The organism is Streptomyces ardesiacus (genome assembly GCF_003112575.1).
GTDB classification, from domain to species: Bacteria; Actinomycetota; Actinomycetes; order Streptomycetales; family Streptomycetaceae; genus Streptomyces; species Streptomyces ardesiacus.
Genome location: NZ_BEWC01000001.1, coordinates 1,382,772 through 1,398,959, shown reverse-complemented (window position 1 = coordinate 1,398,959; position 16,188 = coordinate 1,382,772). Strand labels below are relative to the sequence as shown.

General features: G+C 72.1%; 16 protein-coding genes. 11 read left to right on the top strand and 5 right to left on the bottom strand.

Going from position 1 to position 16,188, the window contains the following annotated elements; translation table 11 throughout:
• Positions 1-142: 142 nt before the first annotated feature.
• Positions 143-1,339 carry a right-handed parallel beta-helix repeat-containing protein gene (locus Sdi02f_RS06090; protein ID WP_108932823.1) on the bottom strand — a complete coding sequence of 399 codons (1,197 nt, stop codon included), beginning with the start codon at positions 1,337-1,339 and terminating at the stop codon, positions 143-145.
• Between the two features lie 230 nt (positions 1,340-1,569).
• On the opposite strand from Sdi02f_RS06090, the gene Sdi02f_RS06085 reads away from it, so the two are divergent.
• Both Sdi02f_RS06085 and Sdi02f_RS35825 read left to right on the top strand, forming a co-directional pair.
• Entirely contained in the window at positions 1,570-1,944 is a 375-nt protein-coding gene (locus Sdi02f_RS06085; RefSeq protein ID WP_030401187.1) for a PadR family transcriptional regulator, read from the top strand.
• Positions 1,941-2,540 (top strand): HAAS signaling domain-containing protein, encoded by a 600-nt coding sequence (locus tag Sdi02f_RS35825; protein ID WP_167458126.1) that lies wholly within the window; start codon positions 1,941-1,943, stop codon positions 2,538-2,540. Before Sdi02f_RS06085 ends, Sdi02f_RS35825 begins: the two co-directional genes overlap by 4 nt.
• A gap of 62 nt (positions 2,541-2,602) precedes the next feature.
• On the opposite strand, the gene Sdi02f_RS06070 is transcribed toward Sdi02f_RS35825, so the two are convergent.
• The 3 genes from Sdi02f_RS06070 to Sdi02f_RS06065 form a co-directional block, all read right to left on the bottom strand.
• The gene (locus Sdi02f_RS06070; RefSeq protein ID WP_245962138.1) at positions 2,603-3,949 is read right to left on the bottom strand and encodes a glycosyltransferase; all 1,347 of its coding nucleotides are present in this window, start codon (positions 3,947-3,949) and stop codon (positions 2,603-2,605) included.
• 67 nt (positions 3,950-4,016) lie between these two features.
• Positions 4,017-4,178 carry a hypothetical protein gene (locus tag Sdi02f_RS35820; RefSeq protein ID WP_167458125.1) on the bottom strand — a complete coding sequence of 54 codons (162 nt, stop codon included), beginning with the start codon at positions 4,176-4,178 and terminating at the stop codon, positions 4,017-4,019.
• Positions 4,179-4,281: 103 nt separating this feature from the next.
• A complete protein-coding gene (locus Sdi02f_RS06065; protein ID WP_031083858.1) occupies positions 4,282-5,199 on the bottom strand; it encodes a LysR family transcriptional regulator in 918 nt (305 codons plus the stop codon).
• A gap of 126 nt (positions 5,200-5,325) precedes the next feature.
• Between Sdi02f_RS06065 and Sdi02f_RS06060 the strand changes: the two genes are divergently transcribed.
• Genes Sdi02f_RS06060 through Sdi02f_RS06035 form a run of 6 tightly spaced genes read left to right on the top strand, consistent with a single transcriptional unit; the run spans position 5,326 to position 11,393 of the window.
• Complete coding sequence (locus tag Sdi02f_RS06060) at positions 5,326-6,327, top strand: fumarylacetoacetate hydrolase family protein (RefSeq protein WP_108932822.1); 1,002 nt, start codon at positions 5,326-5,328, stop codon at positions 6,325-6,327.
• Positions 6,324-7,286, top strand: a complete 963-nt coding sequence (locus tag Sdi02f_RS06055) for a cyclase family protein (protein WP_108932821.1) — start codon at positions 6,324-6,326, stop codon at positions 7,284-7,286. The genes Sdi02f_RS06060 and Sdi02f_RS06055 overlap by 4 nt, the downstream gene beginning before the upstream one ends.
• Before the next feature lie 24 nt (positions 7,287-7,310).
• On the top strand, positions 7,311-8,441 hold the full coding sequence (locus Sdi02f_RS06050) for an FAD-dependent oxidoreductase (protein WP_108932820.1): 1,131 nt from the start codon (positions 7,311-7,313) through the stop codon (positions 8,439-8,441).
• 5 nt (positions 8,442-8,446) lie between these two features.
• Entirely contained in the window at positions 8,447-9,445 is a 999-nt protein-coding gene (locus Sdi02f_RS06045; protein WP_108932935.1) for an amidohydrolase family protein, read from the top strand.
• 4 nt (positions 9,446-9,449) lie between these two features.
• Complete coding sequence (locus Sdi02f_RS06040; RefSeq protein WP_108932819.1) at positions 9,450-10,382, top strand: VOC family protein; 933 nt, start codon at positions 9,450-9,452, stop codon at positions 10,380-10,382.
• A 39-nt stretch (positions 10,383-10,421) separates the two neighbouring features.
• A complete protein-coding gene (locus Sdi02f_RS06035) occupies positions 10,422-11,393 on the top strand; it encodes a fumarylacetoacetate hydrolase family protein (RefSeq protein ID WP_030401196.1) in 972 nt (323 codons plus the stop codon).
• A gap of 87 nt (positions 11,394-11,480) precedes the next feature.
• On the opposite strand, the gene Sdi02f_RS06030 is transcribed toward Sdi02f_RS06035, so the two are convergent.
• Complete coding sequence (locus Sdi02f_RS06030) at positions 11,481-12,209, bottom strand: SDR family oxidoreductase (RefSeq protein ID WP_031083871.1); 729 nt, start codon at positions 12,207-12,209, stop codon at positions 11,481-11,483.
• A gap of 131 nt (positions 12,210-12,340) precedes the next feature.
• Between Sdi02f_RS06030 and Sdi02f_RS06025 the strand changes: the two genes are divergently transcribed.
• From Sdi02f_RS06025 to Sdi02f_RS06015, 3 genes are all read left to right on the top strand, one after another.
• A complete protein-coding gene (locus Sdi02f_RS06025; RefSeq protein ID WP_031083873.1) occupies positions 12,341-13,546 on the top strand; it encodes an NAD(P)/FAD-dependent oxidoreductase in 1,206 nt (401 codons plus the stop codon).
• 127 nt (positions 13,547-13,673) lie between these two features.
• The gene (locus Sdi02f_RS06020) at positions 13,674-14,342 is read left to right on the top strand and encodes a DUF4328 domain-containing protein (protein ID WP_420707246.1); all 669 of its coding nucleotides are present in this window, start codon (positions 13,674-13,676) and stop codon (positions 14,340-14,342) included.
• A 222-nt stretch (positions 14,343-14,564) separates the two neighbouring features.
• Positions 14,565-16,121 carry an FMN-binding glutamate synthase family protein gene (locus Sdi02f_RS06015; RefSeq protein WP_037798887.1) on the top strand — a complete coding sequence of 519 codons (1,557 nt, stop codon included), beginning with the start codon at positions 14,565-14,567 and terminating at the stop codon, positions 16,119-16,121.
• Positions 16,122-16,188: the final 67 nt, after the last annotated feature.

Genomic DNA, 16,188 nt, shown 5'->3' with positions numbered 1-16,188 from the left:
GGGGCCGTCCTCGGCGGCGAGGCGGAGACGATTTTGAGAACGTCTCCAGCGAGCCTCGACCTGCCGCAGCCCGGCCTCTCCACCCCCGCACGGACCTGCCCGGCGGTGCGCATCCGCCGGGCAGGTGCGGTCGTCGGGTGCCTTACAAGGTCACGGCCTTGCCGCCAAGGGTGACGGCGAGCTTGCCGTCCGAGGCGAACGACCAGCCGAGGGCGCCGCTGTAGGAGGAGCAGCGGGACCCGTTCGTGCCCGTCCAGAACTGGTTGGAGCTGTCCGCGTTCCCGACGGTCTTGTCGTTGGAGCCCGACACCGTGAACCGGCACGAGGTGTTGGAACGGAACACCGACGTGCCCTTGTCGAACGAGTAGTTGCGCTCGGCGTTGTCGACGCTCAGGTTGCTGGAGATCGCCATGGTGCCCGGGTTGCTGTTGTACGTGAACCCGTGGTGGCCGTTCTTGAAGGCGATGCTGCGGCGGACGACGTGGTCGACGGCGATGCCGTCGCCGCCGAGCTTGTACCCGTTGCGGTCTCCGTTGTCGTTCACGGTGCCGTCGCTGAGCGTGCCGTTGCCGTACGCCAGCGAGTCCTCGACGGTGACCGGGCCGATCGCTCCGGTCTCGGTCTTGGTGTACAGGTCCCAGCCGTCGTCGATGTTGTGGTGGGAGACGGCGTAGCGGAAGACGTTGCCCGTGCCGGTGGTGAGCTTGGCGGCGAACCCGTCCGCGTCCTCGCCGTCGGAGTCGGCGTTGTCGTGCGACTCGGCGCTCAGGATCAGGTTGTTCGCCGGCCACTGGCTCGCGGGCGTGCTGGAGGAGATCCGGCCGAGCTGCAGGCCGGTGTCCCGGTTGAAGCGGGTGACGGTGCGCTCGACGATGTTGTTGCTGCCGCCGATGTAGATGCCGTTGTCCCCGGCGTGCTCGACGACGATGCCCTTGATGTGCCAGTACGAGCCGTTCACCTGCAGCCCGCGGTTCGACGAATTCTCGCTCTGGGCCGCGAAGTTGAGCACCGGCTTCTCGCTCGCGTAGGGGGTGATGGTGGTGCGCGCGGACGCGGTGCCGTTCGCACCCTGGGGCACGGTGACGGTCTGGCCGTACGCATACGTCCCGCCGCGCAGATAGATCGTGCCGCCCGCGGCGACCCGGCTGATCGCAGAGGCGAGCGTCGTGGGATCGGCCAGGGTGCCGGCGGCGTCCTCGGTGCCGGACGGCGCGACGTACACCGTCGTCGCGGCCTGCGTCGCGGCCTGCGTCGCGGCCTGCGCGGTGGTGCCGGAGGCAACCGCGGCAAGCGTGCCGGCGAGGAGGCCGAGGGAGGCGACGAGAGGTCTCAGTTCCATCGTGCGATCTCCAAGTGTGGGGGCGGTTCGATGACCGGAGCGCCGACCTTGGCGCCGGGGGAAAGCGCTCTCTGTCTGGACCGTAACCAGCCGACATGGACAGGTCAATAGTCAAGTATGTGATTGCTAATCATGCACACGAACATTTGGAGGCCTACAGTCGGCAAGGTCCGCCCTCGCGCAACGCCTGGAACGGCTTACGCCTTGCCCGGCCTGGTATCTTGCTTTGCATGGAACCTGGCGATTCGACCAAGCAGGCCCGCGCAGCCGCCCAACTGCGCAAGGGCGTGCTGGAGTACTGCGTCCTCGCCCTGATGCGGGACCGCCCCCGCTACGGCGTGGAACTCCTGCACGCCCTGGAGGAGTCGGGAGCCCTGGCCACCAGTCAGGGCACGGTCTACCCCCTACTCTCCCGGCTCCGCCGGGAGAACCTGGTCACCACCACCTGGCAGGAGTCCGCCTCCGGCCCGCCCCGTCGCTACTACGCGCTCACCGCGAGCGGTCGGGCCGCGCTGGACGAGTTCAGCCACGTCTGGCCCGGTTTCCGCGACGCCGTCGACACGTTCCTGACCGTCCCGCACCCCTGCGCCGGAGACCCCACATGAAGACACCGACCGACCCCACTCGCGACTACCTCGCCGCCGTGGAACGCGAGGCCTCCGCGCTTCCCGCCGAGCGCCGCCAGGAACTCCTCGCCGACCTCGCCGAACACATCGAGGTGACGCGCGCCGAACGCCCCGACGCGACGCCCGGCGAGATTCTCGCCGAGCTGGGCGACCCCCGCACGATCGCCGCGACGGCGCTGGCCGAGGCCGGGGAGGGCGGGGCACCGGCCGGGGCCTTCGGCAGCGCGGGCGCACCCGTGCGGCGGGGCAGGGTGCACCCGCTGGTGCCGCTGCTCATGCTCACCGTTCCCTACCTCGTCACGACGTTCCTCTGGGACGTTCCCGGCCTGGCGTTGTGCAGCGGCCTGATCCGCATCGCCGGCGGGGTGCTGCTGTGCACCTCGGTGCACTGGACCGCGGTCCGCAAGATCGTCGGCGTGGTGCTGACGGTCGTCGCGCCGACCGTCGCCGGGATCGTCTGGCGGGAGACCACCGTCGCCCCGGCCGGCGACGCCCCGGCCCTGGTGGCCAACCTGGTGGCGCTCGCCGTCGTGGCCGGGACGTCGGCTTGGCTCTGGTCGTCCCGCCGCAGCTGACCCGAGGCACCGGACCGCGGCCCGGCCCGAGCGGCCCCGCCCCACCGGTCGCGCCCGAGCGGTCACGCGGCGGGAGACGCACGCACCTCCACCCTGGCCCGGGTGCCCCAGCTGCCGATCTGCCAGCAGGTCGCCACGGCGTACAGGTACAGGGGGCGGAGCACCACCAGCCGCCAGAGGCCGGCCAGGGGGGAGAGCAGGAACATCATCACCTGGTGCCGCAGTGTCTCGTCGGTCCTCCGGACGGCGAACAGGCGCAGGCTGATGAGGTAGTTCATCGCACAGGCCAGGACGAGCGTGTACTGGAGCAGCGAGCCGGCCTGCTCGCGCAGTTCCGGGGTGGCGAGAACCGCCACGGGCACCAGGAGGGCCAGGACGAGGTGGGCGTACTCGACCACCGGCATCCAGAAGGCCAGTGAGCGCAGCGGCATGTGGCGCAGCCACCACAGGTGCCGCACGGTGGTGCCGCGCATCCAGCGCAGTTGCTGGCGGAGGTAGTGGAGTGGCCGGTCCGGCACCAGGGTGAAGCACACGGCGGAGGGCTGGTGCACCGTCCGGCCCTCCAGGCGCGCGTACATGGTCAGCATGGAGTCGTCGTTCATCTGCATCGGGACGCCGCGGAAGGTCTCCCGCTCGTAGACGCCGGCGTGCCCCCGCACGACGTCGGCCCGGTAGAGGGCCAGCGTGCCGGAGTTGATGAGGACGGAGCCGAGTACGGACTGTGCGCTGCGCAGGCCCCGGGTGAAGGGGACGTAGAGCAGCGTGGTGAGCCGGGTCAGCGCGTTGGTCCTCACGTTGAGGGGGACGACGAGTCCCGCCACCGACTTCACCCGCGGGTCGGCGAACGGTTTGAGGCCCTCGGCCACGGCGTGCTCGTCCATGACGGAGTCGCTGTCGAGGGTGACGAAGACGTCGGCGTCGTCCTCGGCGAGCACGTGCATCTGGGCCCACCGCTTGCCGCGGTTGGGCGTGCGGTCCCAGGTCGCCTCGATGCCGAGGCTGTCGGCCTCCCGCAGGAAGTAGGCGCGCTCGGCGTCGTAGAGCAGCGGTTCGCCCGTCGCCGTGTCGACGGAACCGTCGTCGACGACACGCACCCGCTGCACGCGGCGGGACTGGGCGAAGACGGACCGCAGGCAGGCGTGGAGCGCCTCGGGGTCCTCGTTGTAGACGGGGATCTGGATGGTCACCCGCAGCGCGTCCACGCTCCGCTGTTCCGCCTCCGTGACGGTGGCCGGGCGCTCCAGCCAGCACACAGGAAGCCACCACAGCAGGCAGAACGACACCAGCCAGACGACACTCATCCCCGGATCGGCGTGGTCCCGCCACACGGTGAGCTGCAGCAGGTGCCAGGCGGCCCAGCCGACGGTGGCGGCGAAGGGCAGGACGCCGAGCGCCCCTCGCGCGCCCACGGGAACGTACCGCGCACCGGGGAGGTGGTGTGCGTGCCGCCCGCTCGGGGTGCGCGGCGCTCCGGGTCTACGCCTCATGCGCGTCCTTGCCCCGCCGGAACGTGGACCGGACCAGCAGCGCGCCGCCCAGCGTCAGGGCGAAGGCGAGCGCGACCAGCCAGGTCTGGCCCAGTGCGACGCCGAACAAGGACAGTCCCGACCCCGTCGTGGCCAGTTCGTCATAGGTCATGCCGCTTCCTCTCACTTGGCGCGATTTGCGGCACAACGTATAAAACTATGCCCTGATTCAGACGCATTCGGCGCAGGTGTCGCACGGTTCGGCGGCCGCCCGCTCAGCGTCGGGGCTCGTCGGCCATCCGCCTGCCGACGCGGGCGGCGGTCTCGCGCAGCCAGATGTGGGCCGCGTCATGGGTGTGCACCGGGTGCCACCACATGGCCTCCCGCAGGGGCACGGCCTCGTAGGGCGGCTCCAGTACGCGAACGGCGGCGAGCGGAGCCAGGAGCCGGGCCAGGCGGGCCTGGATCAGGGCGATGCGCCGGGTGCCGCTGACCAGCAGGGGCATGATCTGGAAGACGTCGACGGAGACCTCCACCCGGGGCTCGATGCCCAGCATGCCGAGCTGGCGGACGGCCGGGGCGTCGTAGGTGCGCTGGTAGGTGACCCAGGGCAGCCGCGCCAGGTCTTCGCGGGTGAGCCGGTCCCCGACGCTCGGGTGGTCCTCGGCGACGAGGAAGACCCACCGGTCCTCGTAGAGATCGGTTGCGGGGAAGTCGCTGATGACGCCGTGGGGCATGAGCAGGCCGTCGGTGGCGCTCAGCAGGGTGTCCGTGGCGTCCACGACGGTGGTCGGCGTCTGGGCGAAGCGCAGCCGGATACCGGGGGCCTCCTGGTGCACGACCCGGGCGAGTTCGGCGCCGAAGACGGCGACGGCGTAGTCGGACGCCAGGAGTTTGAACTCGCGGCTCTCCTTGGCCGGGTCGAAGTCCGCCTGGCTGGCGAAGAGCCGCTCCAGCAGGTCGTAGGCGGTGGACACGCGGTCGAGGAGCACCTGGCCGAGGGCGGTGAGTTCGTAGTGGCCGCCGACGCGGGCCAGCAGGTCGTCGTCGAAGTGACGGCGCAGGCGGGAGAGCGCCGCACTCATCGCCGGCTGGCTGAGGCCGACGCGCTGCCCGGCACGGGTCACGTTGCGCTCCTCCAGGAGGGCGCGCAGGGCGACGACGAGGTTGAGGTCCAGGCTACTGAGATTCACGGCGGTTTCCCTGGCTGTGCGGCGGCGACCTGCGGGAATTCGCTCCGTGGATGACCGTCATCCACGGAATTGATTTCCCTGATCACGAAGGGCGGTCCACATTAGTGCCATCGCAATCAGGAGGACATGTCCGTGAAACCTGAAGCCGCGTCCGCACTCTTCGCCGGACCCTTCGCGCTGGCCACTCTGTCCGCTCCCGAGGGCCCCGCCTTCCCCGCCCTCGTCACACCCGACGCCCAGGTGCTCGACCTGCGCCCCGCCCTCGGCGGCACCGTCCCGACCGTGCGCGGGATCCTGGAGGCGTGGGACTCGGTGGCGCCGCGGCTGGCCGTCCTGGCCGGCGACCGTTCCCTCGTGCGCAGGCCGTTGACGGAGTTCCGCGTGCACGCCCCCGTCGAGCCGCTCCAGGTGTTCCAGTCCGGCGCCAACTACCGGCAGCACGTCATCGACCTGCACGTCGCGCACCGGGCCCCGGGTGACGAGCGGCCGGAGGCTCAGCGGCGTGCGGAGGCCGCGGAGATCATGGACCGGCGGGCCGCCGAGGACCTGCCGTACGTGTTCATCGGCCTGCCGAGCGCGGTCACCGGGGCCTACGACGACGTCGTACTGCCCGCGTGGGCCGAGAAGCCCGACTGGGAGCTGGAGTTGGCCGCGGTGATCGGCCGGCCCGCCCACCGGGTGTCCGTGGCGCAGGCCCTGGAGCACGTCGCCGGGTACACCATCGCCAACGACCTGACCGACCGGGCCACCGTCTTCCGCCGGGACATGCCGCAGATCGGAACCGACTGGCTGCGCAGCAAGAACGCGCCGGGCTTCACTCCGCTGGGCCCGTGGATCGTGCCCGCCTCCTCGGTCGCGGACCCGGGCGACCTGCGCCTGACGCTGAAGCTGAACGGCGAGACGATGCAGGACGAGTCCACCCGGGACATGATCTTCGGCGTCGCGCGCGTGGTCTCCCACGCCTCGCAGACCGCCCGGCTCCTCCCCGGCGACCTCGTGCTCACCGGCTCCCCCGCCGGCAACGGCATGCACTGGGGCCGGCTGCTGCGCGACGGCGACGTCATGGACGCCTCCATCACCGGCCTCGGCGCCCAGCGCACCCGCTGCGTGACGGAGGTGTCCCGGTGACCCCGGACCGCACCGACCCCGAGGGAGCCATAGCGCGCGCCGCGAAGGCGTACTCCAACTGGGGCCGTTGGGGCGAGGACGACGTGCTCGGCACGCTCAACTTCCTCGACGAGGCGAAACGGCGCGAGGGCGCCGCGCTGATCCGGCGGGGCGTCAGCTTCTCCCTGTCGCAGCGTTTCGACATCGACGGACCGCAGAAGGGCTGGCGCAGGCGCACCAACCCGGTGCACACGATGCTGGACACCGGCACCGACGCGGCCCTCGGCAACCAGGGCCTGCCGCACGGCATCGGCGGCGCCGACGACGTCATCGCGATGCCGCTGCAGTGCTCCACCCAGTGGGACGGCCTCGGGCACATCTTCGACCACGGCAAGGCATGGAACGGCCGCCCCTCGGAACAGGTCGTCACCTCCGACGGCGACCTGGTCACCGGCATCGAGCACATGGCCCCGCACGTCGCCGGACGCGGTGTGCTGCTGGACGTCGGACGCGTGGCCGGCGAGGGCGGCGAACTGCCGGACGGTTTCGCGGTCACCGAGGAGCACCTGACCGCGACCGCCGAGGCCCACGGCGTCACGGTCGGCCGCGGGGACCTCGTCCTGGTGCGCACCGGGCAGCTCGCCCGGGTCCGCCGCGAGGGCTGGGGCGACTACGCGGGCGGTCCCGCGCCCGGTCTGTCGTTCACCACGGCGGGCTGGCTGCACGGCACGGAGATCGCCGCGATCGCCACCGACACCTGGGGCTTCGAGGTCCGCCCGAACGAGTTCGAGCACGCCTTCCAGCCCCTTCACCAGGTCGCCATCCCCCACCTCGGTCTGCTCATCGGCGAGATGTGGGACCTGGAAGCCCTCGCCGACGACTGCGCCGACGACGGCCGCTACGAGTTCTGGCTCACCGCCGCCCCCCTGCCCATCACCGGCGCGGTCGGCTCGCCCGTCAATCCGATCGCGGTCAAGTAGACCGAGGGAACAAGGGAGTTCTTCATGACCCAACCCCGCACGGTTCTCGTCGTCGGCGGCGGCGCGGCCGGCAACGCCGTCACGATCCTGCTGCGCCGCGCCGGGATCGCGGTGGACCTGATCGAGGCCAGGGAGGACTGGAACGCCACCGCGGGCTCCGGCATCACCCTCCAGGGCAACGCGCTGCGCGTCCTGCGTGCACTCGGCGTCTGGGACCAGGTGCAGGCGTCCGGCTTCGGCTTCGGCTCGGTCGGGATCACCGCCCCCGACGGCACCGTCCTGCACGTCCAGGACGACCTGCGCACCGGCGGGGACGACCTGCCCGCCACCGTCGGCATGCAGCGGTCGCGGCTCCAGCGGATCCTCATCGAGGCGGTACGGGCGAGCGGCGCGTCGGTCCGTCTGGGCACCACCGCCGGGACACTGGACCAGGACGCGGACGGTGTCTCGGTACGCTTCAGCGACGGCACCGAGGGCCGCTACGACCTGGTGGTGGCCGCCGACGGCCTCGGTTCCGCCACCCGCGCCGCGATCGGCATCACGGACAAGCCCGAGCCGACCGGCATGGCCATCTGGCGCATCGCCGCTCCGCGGCCCACGGGCGTGACCCGCACCGACCTCGCCTACGGCGGCCCGGCCTACATCGCCGGCTACTGCCCGACCAGCGAGACCACCCTGTACGCCTACGTCGTCGAGGCCAACCGCGACCGCGCCGGGATACCGCCCGAGTCGTACGCGCGGGAGATGCGCCGCCTGACCCGGCACTACGGCGGCTTCTGGCCGGAGATCACCGAACACATCACCGATCCGGCGCTGGTGAACTACACCTGGTTCGACCGGATGCTGGTCGAGGGCTCCTGGCACCGCGGCCGGGTCGTCCTCGTCGGCGACGCCGCGCACTGCTGCCCGCCCACCCTCGCCCAGGGGGCCGCAATGTCCCTCGAGGACGCCTGGGTGCTCTCGCAGATGCTGGCCGGGGCCGACGCGTGGGACGACGTCCTCTTCCAGGCGTACCACGACCGGCGGATCGGCCGTGTCCGCCCGGTGGTGGAGGCTTCCGTGCAGATCGGGCAGTGGCAGCTCGACGGGGTGCGCGACGCCGACGTGCCCGGCCTGATGGGCCGCACGATGACCCTGCTCCGGGAGCTGCCGTGACCGCCGTGAGCGCGCCCACCGTGGACGTGCACGCCCATCTCCTGCTGCCCGAGGCCGATGCGCTCGTCGCCGGACTGCCCGGACACGCCGGGGCCAGGGAGCTGGACGCCCGCCGCAACGGCCCCGCCGCCCTCGCCGTCAGCGGCCCCATGGTGCGCGAGCGCATCCCCCGCCTGACGGACGTGACGGTGCGCCTCGCGGCGATGGACGCGCAGGGCGTGGACGTCCAACTGGTCAGCCCCTCCCCCTCGCACTACCACTACTGGGCCGACCGGGACACGGCCGAGAAGCTGTACCGGCTCGCCAACGAGGCCACGGCCGCGCACTGTGCGGCCGCCCCCGAGCGGCTGCGCGGGCTGGGACTGGTCCCCCTCCAGCATCCGGAGCAGGCGGTCCCGGCCCTGGACCACGCCCTGGAGCAGGGCCTGGCCGGGGTGGAGATCTCCAGCCACGCCCCGGGACGCGAGCTGTCCGACCCGGCGTACGAGCCCTTCTGGGCGCGGGCCGAGGAGACCGGCGCACTCGTCTTCCTCCATCCCTTCGGCTGCACCCTGGACGAACGGCTGGACCAGTGGTACCTGTCCAACACGGTCGGTCAGCCCACGGAGAACGCCGTCGCGCTGTCCCACCTCATCTTCTCCGGGGCCCTCGACCGGCATCCCCGGCTGAAGGTGATCGCCGCGCACGGCGGCGGCTACCTGCCCACCCACCTCGGCCGCTCCGACCACGCCTGGTCCGCCCGCTCCGACGCGGGCGCCGGGTGCGCGCACCCGCCCAGCAGCTATCTGAAGCGGCTGTACTTCGACTCCCTCGTCCACGACCCGCACGTGCTGCGGGAGTTGGTCCGCGTGGCCGGCCCGGACCGGGTGCTGCTCGGCTCCGACTTCCCCTTCGACATGGGCACCGAGGACCCCGTCGGCGCCCTGCGTGCCGCGCGCCTGTCCGACGCCGACTTCCACGCCGTCCGCGGCGGCAACGCGGCCACCCTCCTGAGGAAGGACTGACACCATGCGTCTGCTCACCCACCTGAGGCACGTCGACCTCGCCGTGCCCGACTACGACAAGCAACTCGACTTCTACGCGGGCGTCTGGGGCCTGACCAAGGTCGCCGAGGACTCCGGCCTCTCCTTCCTCGCCGCCGAGGGCTCCCCCGAGCAGTACGTCGTCCGGCTGCGCAAGGCCGAGGAGAAGCGCCTTGACCTCGTCTCCTACGGTGCCGCGAACACGGCCGACGTCGACACCCTCGCCGAGCGGCTGCTGGCGGGCGGCGTGCAGTTGGTCTCCCGGCCGGGCAGGGTCGACACCCCCGGCGGCGGATACGGTTTCCGCTTCTTCGACGTCGACGGCCGCACCGTCGAGGTCTCCGCCGACGTCGAGGTCAGGCAGCACCGCAGGATCGAGGAGAAGGAGTCCATCCCGGTCAAGCTCTCCCACGTCGTCCTCAACTCCCCCGACCTGAACCGCACCCGGGAGTGGTACGAGCGCCACCTCGGCTTCGCCCTCTCCGACACGCTCGGCTCGCCGCACATGGGCGAGGTCATGCACTTCATGCGGATCAGCAACCAGCACCACTCCATGGCCCTGGCCAAGGGCCCGCACACCTCCCTGCACCATGTCTCCTTCGAGATGCGCGGCCTCGACGAGTACATGCGCGGCTCGGGCCGGGTCATGCGGGCCGGCTTCCGCAAGATCTGGGGCCCCGGACGGCACCTGGCCGGGGACAACACCTTCACGTACTTCCTCGACCCGCACGGCAACACCGTCGAGTACACCACCGAGCTGGAGAACCTGGACGAGGACACCTGGCACCCCCACGTCTACGACTTCTCCCAGCCCGAGGTCACCGACCAGTGGGGCACCGCCAACCCCATGAACGAACTCGTCGCCAAGGAGTCCTTCAACGACCCCGACCGCGGCGTCTTCGTCGCCCCGCCGGTCTGACCCCCGCCTCGGCCGAGCCCTTTGCCCCAGGAGCCGCACATGCGTTTCGCCGCCTACGAACACCGTCACCGTCACCGGGTGGCCGTCGTGGAGGACGACGGCACCCTCCACCCGCTGCCCGGCGTCACCTCGCTCACCGGCCTCCTCGCCCGGACCGACGGCCTGCCCGGACTGCTCGCCGCCGGACGGGCCGCCCTGGACGTCCCACCCGGCCCCCACGTGTCCCAGGTTCGGCTGCTGCCCCCGCTGCGGCCCGCTTCGGTACGGGACTTCGTCACGTTCGAGGAGCACGTCGAGGGCGTACGCCGCTCGGTGGACGGCGTCGCCGGGGTCCCCGAGCAGTGGTACGCGGCGCCGACCTTCTACTTCACCAACCCGCACGCGGTCTACGGCCACCGGGACGACATCCCGGTACCGCCCGGGTCCGCCGTGCTGGACTTCGAGTTGGAGGTGGGCGCCGTGATCGGGCGGGAGGGCCGCGACCTCACCCCCGGGCAGGCCCGCGAGCACATCGTGGGCTACACCGTGTTCAACGACTGGTCCGCACGCGACCTCCAGGGCGCGGAGATGAAGGTGGGGCTCGGCCCCTGCAAGGGCAAGGACACCGCCACCTCCCTCGGCCCCTGCCTCGTCACCGCCGACGAACTGGAGCCGTACCGCGACACCGAGGGGTTCCTGCGCCTGGCGCTGACCGCCGAGGTCAACGGCGAGAGGATCGGCGAGGACCTGCTCTCCCACATGAGCTGGACCTTCGAGGAGATGACCGCCTACGCCTCGCGCGGCACGCGCGTCGTGCCGGGTGACGTCCTCGGGTCGGGCACCTGCGGCAACGGCGGCTGCCTGGCCGAGCTGTGGGGCCGGCGCGGCGAGCGGACCCCGCCGCCGCTGAAGCCCGGCGACACCGTCGCCCTCACCGTCGAGGGCATCGGCACGCTGACGAACACCGTGGTCCCCGGCCCGGAGCCCGTGCCCCTGCCGACCGGCCGAAGGCGCAGCCGGGAGCGGCCGTGAGCGGCCCGCACCGCCCGTGGCCGGGGCCGGGCGGTGCGGGCCTGCGGACCGACGCCGCCCTGCGAGCGGGGCCGACTCCTCGCGCGCCTATGCCTGTTCGAAGTGGAAGGCCTTGATGAAGCAGTCGCGGGGCTGGGCGACGGCGAAGAGGACGCACTCCACCAGCGAGTGCGCGGACAGGGCGTCCCCGGCTTGGCGCGAGGTGGTGTGCCACTCCTCGGAGAGCGGGTCGGCGTTGTCGAAGTCGGGCGGGTAGAGCGAGATCACCCGGACCCCTTGAGGGCGCAGCCGCTTGGAGAGGATCTCGACGAACCCGGCCTGGGCGCTCTTGGCCGCGTAGAAGGCGTCGTGCGCGTCCGAGCGGTGGTGGCCCGGTGTTCCGCAGGCGGAGACCATCGTCACGACGTCGGGCGCCGGGGAGTTGATGAGGAGGGGGAGGAAGCTCTTCGTGGTCAGGACCGTGCCGGTGGCGCCGGAGGCGATGGTGTCGACGACGTCGTCGTCGGCGGCGGACAGCAGGTCCGGCCCCGCGAGGTAGCGGGAGCCGTTGTTGACGAGCAGGTCGACTCGGTCCGTGTGTTCCGCGACGTCCGAGGCGAAGGCGCGGATCGACGCGGGGCTGGTCAGGTCGCAGGCGAAGGCGTGCACCCGTTGACGGCCGCCGCGGCGGATCTCGTCGCGGACGCGCCGAGCGGCCGTGAGTTCGCGGGCCGAGAGGAAGACCTCGGCGCCGAGGTCCGCGAGGGCGATGGCCAGGGTGCGCCCGAAGTCGCGGCCCGCGGCCGTGATGACGACGCGGCGATCGTCCCATCTCATGGTGTCGCTCCTGGGTCGTGCACGGTCGGTGCATCGTGGTGCGGCGGCTGACGTGATCCGGCTCACAGCCTGTCACACCCTCCGAGGACGCGGTGTCTTGTGTGCGAACCGCTCGAAACGAGGGAGGCATCATGGCTGAGAACACACACGTGGTGGTGGTCGGCGGCGGGTACGCCGGCGTCATGGCGGCGAACCGGCTGACGCAGCGCGACGACGTGGCCGTGACCCTGGTCAACCCGCGTACCGCCTTTGTGCACCGCGTCCGGCTGCACCAGTTGGTGGGCGGGTCCGACGCCGCGGTCGTGGACTACCGGGAGGTCCTCGCCGAGGGCGTGCGGCTGGTGGCCGGCACCGTGGCGCGGATCGACCCGGGCGCCCGCAGGGTCACGCTGGCGTCGGGCGGCACGGTCGGCTACGACTACCTGGTCTACGCCGTGGGCAGCGGCAGCGCCGACCCCGATGTCCCCGGGGCGGCCGAGTTCGCCCACCCGATCGCCACCCTGGAGGAGGCCCGGCGGCTACGGCCGGTCCTCGACGCCGCGCCGAAGACGGCCGCGGTGACGGTGGTCGGAGCCGGGCCCACCGGCATCGAGACCGCCGCCGAACTGGCCGAACAGGGCCGTGCCGTCACCCTGGTCTGCGGCGGAGTGCTCGGCCCCTACCTCCACACGCGGGGCCGGCGTTCGGTGGCCGGGCGGCTCGCGGCACTCGGCGTGAGCGTCCTCGACGGCTCCCGCGCCACGGTGACGGCGGTGACCCGCCGTGCCGTGCGGCTCGCCGACGGCCGCGAGGTGCCGAGCGACGTGACCGTCTGGACCGCCGGCTTCGGTGTGCCGGACCTGGCCGCGCGCAGCGGGCTGAGTACCGACGCCGTGGGCCGGCTGCTCACGGACGAGACGCTGACGAGTGTCGACGACGACCGCATCGTCGCGGCCGGCGACTCGGCGGCGCCGTCGGGCCTGCCGCTGCGGATGAGCTGCCAGGCCGCGATGCCCCTGGGCGCACGCGCCGCCGACACGGTGCTCAGCCTGATCGCGGGCGAACGGCCCGAGCCCCTCAAGCAGTCCTTCGGCGCACAGTGCATCAGCCTGGGCCGGCGCACCGGCATCTTCCAGTTCGGCAACCGGTCCGACGTCGCGGTGTGGCTGCACGTCGACGGCCGCCTCGGCGCGAGGATGAAGGAGGCCGTGTGCAAGGGCATTCTCAAGCACCTGTCCGACGAGGCACACCGGCCCGGCGGGTACCGTCTGCACCGCATGAAGGGGAACACCTCGCGCCAGAAGGCCCTGGACGCACAGCAGGCACCGGTCCGGGCGACCACCCGGCCGGCCGCCTAGGCCCTCCCCTGCCGTCGGACCTGTCCCACGTCTCTTCCGCGCCCCCGCTCACCCTGCGCTGAGGCCGGGCGTCCGAGCCGGCCACCGGACCCGGTGCGGGCAGGGGTGGTCGGCGTGGTCTTCCCTCATGCTGGAGGATGACCGGATGAACGACGACGGCAAGACATCTGCCCTGCAACCCCTCACGGGGGCCGCCCGCTGCGTGACCGTGGCCCTCGCCCTGGCGGGCGTGGCCTGGACTGCCAGAGGGGTGTGGCAGATTCGGCTCGCCGTCGCCGGGCAGCCGCTCTCCGGCCCACCGGACCAGGGCGGCGGGCAGCACCGCCCGCTGACCGCCCTGGAGGACGCCTACCATCTCGTCAGCAGGGCGGGTGACGTCACCACGGTGCTCTGCGCGGTGGCTTTCCTGGCATGGCTGTCACGGGCCCGTGACAACGCGCGCCTGCTGTCCGGAGGACGGCTGAACTACTCCTCGCCCTGGGTGTACCTCGGCTGGATCGTCCCCCTGGCCAACCTCTGGGTGCCTCGCGGGGTCGTCGCCGACGTGCACCGTGCCGGCGCCCCGGACGCCCGCCTGCCCCGCGTCGTCACCGTGTGGTGGGTCTTGTGGCTGGTCGGTCTTGTGAGCGGGGTGGGCCTGATGTACGCCGACACGACGGACGAGGTCATCGCCCGTGCCTACAGCGGTGTCACCCCGCTGCTGGTGGCGGACGTCGCGATCGTCGGCGCCGCGGTGGCCTGCGCGTTCATGGTCCGTGCGCTCACCGACGCCCAGGAGGAGCGGGCCCGTTCCTGAGGCTGCGGCACCGCAGCCCTCCGGCCGGCCGCCGGACCGGGGCGCTTTGGCAGGGTGTGCGCCCGCGGTCGTACCCGGCCGCACGCCGCCCGGCCGGCTCCCCCTACGATCGCACTGCGTTCTTTGGCGGACACCGACACCGGTTCGGCCGTGCCCGCCGCCCGCACGACCAGATGTCCACCGACGGGGCGACGGGGCCGGCCGACGAGAAGGGGAAGACTCATGCGCGCCCGGAGCATCGGCACGGCGACCGCAGCGGCACTGGCCGTGGTGGCCGCCCGCGACCTCCTCCAGAAGAAGCACGCGCTGCTGCGGAACTTCCCGTTGGTCGGGCACGCCCGGTACCTGCTGGAGACCATCGGTCCGGAGCTGCGGCAGTACATCGTGACGTCCAACGAGGAGGAACGGCCCTTCAGCCGGGATCAGCGCACGTGGATCTACGCGTCGGCGAAGGAGGAGAACAACTACTTCGGATTCGGCACCGACGTCGACGTCGAACACGTGCAGGGACGCGCGTACGTGAAGCAGCGCACCTTCGCCCGGAGCCTGCCCGAGTCGCACGGCCGGCCCGACCTGCCCGCCGCCGTGCCGTCCGCCAAGGTGCTGGGCGGCCCCCGCGGCCGGGCCAAGGCGTTCAGGCCCGACAGCGTCGTGAACATCTCGGCGATGAGCTTCGGCTCGCTCTCCGGCGCCGCGGTCACGGCTCTCAACAAGGGCGCCGCGCTGGCCGGGACGATGCACAACACGGGCGAGGGCGGGCTGTCCCCCTACCACCGCAACGGTGCCGACCTCGTCCTCCAGATCGGCACCGCGTACTTCGGCTGCCGCAACGAGGACGGCAGCTTCCATCTCGGCAAGCTCAAGGAAGTGGTCGCGGGCGCCCCGGTCAGGGCGATAGAGATCAAGCTCTCCCAGGGCGCCAAGCCGGGGCTGGGCGGGATGCTGCCCGGGGCCAAGGTGACGCCGGAGATCGCCGCGATCCGCGGCATCCCCGAGGGCAAGGACTGCGCCTCGCCGTCGCGCCACACCGCGTTCGGCGACGTCGACTCGATGCTGGACTTCGTGGAGCTGATCGCCACCGAGACCGGTGTGCCGGTCGGCATCAAGAGCGCGGTGGGCGAGATGGACTTCTGGCGCGAGCTGGCCACGCTGATGGCGCGGGGCGACCGCGGGGTCGACTTCGTGACCGTCGACGGCGGCGAGGGCGGCACCGGTGCGGCGCCCCTCACCTTCACGGACTCCGTGTCGCTGCCCTTCCGGATGGGCTTCTCCCGGGTCTACGGCACCTTCGCCGAGCAGGGGCTGACCGACGACCTGACGTTCATCGGCTCCGGCAAGCTCGGGCTGCCCGACAACGCAGCGGTCGCCTTCGCCCTCGGCGCCGACATGGTCAACGTGGGCCGGGAGGCGATGCTGTCCATCGGCTGCATCCAGTCGCAGAAGTGCCACACGGACAAGTGCCCCACGGGCGTCGCCACCCAGAACGCGTGGCTGGCCCGCGGTCTCGACCCGGAGTCGAAGGCCACCCGGGCCGCCGTGTATCTGCGGACGCTGCGCAAGGAGTTGACGAAGATCTCGGCGGCCGTCGGCGTGGCCCACCCGGGGCTCATCACGGCCACGGACATCGAGATCCTCAACGGCGACTACGACGCCCGCACCCTGGCCGCGGTCTACGGCTACAAGGACGGCTGGGGCGAACTCGGACCGCGCCTCGCCGACGAGATCACCGCGCTGCTCGCCGCCGAGCCGCACACCGCCCCGGACACGCTGAAGGCCTGACCGGCCGTCCCACCGGTGCGGGGGCGTCCGCGCCCCCGCACCGGATCGCCTGCGTGTCGGCCCGCGT

What these genes read in the sequence shown, in the direction of transcription:
- Sdi02f_RS06090 (WP_108932823.1), bottom strand. Translation starts at nt 1,339, where the DNA reads ATGGAACTGAGACCTCTCGTCGCCTCCCTCGGCCTCCTCGCCGGCACG.
- Sdi02f_RS06085 (WP_030401187.1), top strand. Translation starts at nt 1,570, where the DNA reads ATGGAACCTGGCGATTCGACCAAGCAGGCCCGCGCAGCCGCCCAACTG.
- Sdi02f_RS35825 (WP_167458126.1), top strand. Translation starts at nt 1,941, where the DNA reads ATGAAGACACCGACCGACCCCACTCGCGACTACCTCGCCGCCGTGGAA.
- Sdi02f_RS35820 (WP_167458125.1), bottom strand. Translation starts at nt 4,178, where the DNA reads ATGACCTATGACGAACTGGCCACGACGGGGTCGGGACTGTCCTTGTTC.
- Sdi02f_RS06060 (WP_108932822.1), top strand. Translation starts at nt 5,326, where the DNA reads ATGTCCGTGAAACCTGAAGCCGCGTCCGCACTCTTCGCCGGACCCTTC.
- Sdi02f_RS06050 (WP_108932820.1), top strand. Translation starts at nt 7,311, where the DNA reads ATGACCCAACCCCGCACGGTTCTCGTCGTCGGCGGCGGCGCGGCCGGC.
- Sdi02f_RS06040 (WP_108932819.1), top strand. Translation starts at nt 9,450, where the DNA reads ATGCGTCTGCTCACCCACCTGAGGCACGTCGACCTCGCCGTGCCCGAC.
- Sdi02f_RS06035 (WP_030401196.1), top strand. Translation starts at nt 10,422, where the DNA reads ATGCGTTTCGCCGCCTACGAACACCGTCACCGTCACCGGGTGGCCGTC.
- Sdi02f_RS06030 (WP_031083871.1), bottom strand. Translation starts at nt 12,209, where the DNA reads ATGAGATGGGACGATCGCCGCGTCGTCATCACGGCCGCGGGCCGCGAC.
- Sdi02f_RS06025 (WP_031083873.1), top strand. Translation starts at nt 12,341, where the DNA reads ATGGCTGAGAACACACACGTGGTGGTGGTCGGCGGCGGGTACGCCGGC.
- Sdi02f_RS06020 (WP_420707246.1), top strand. Translation starts at nt 13,674, where the DNA reads ATGCTGGAGGATGACCGGATGAACGACGACGGCAAGACATCTGCCCTG.
- Sdi02f_RS06015 (WP_037798887.1), top strand. Translation starts at nt 14,565, where the DNA reads ATGCGCGCCCGGAGCATCGGCACGGCGACCGCAGCGGCACTGGCCGTG.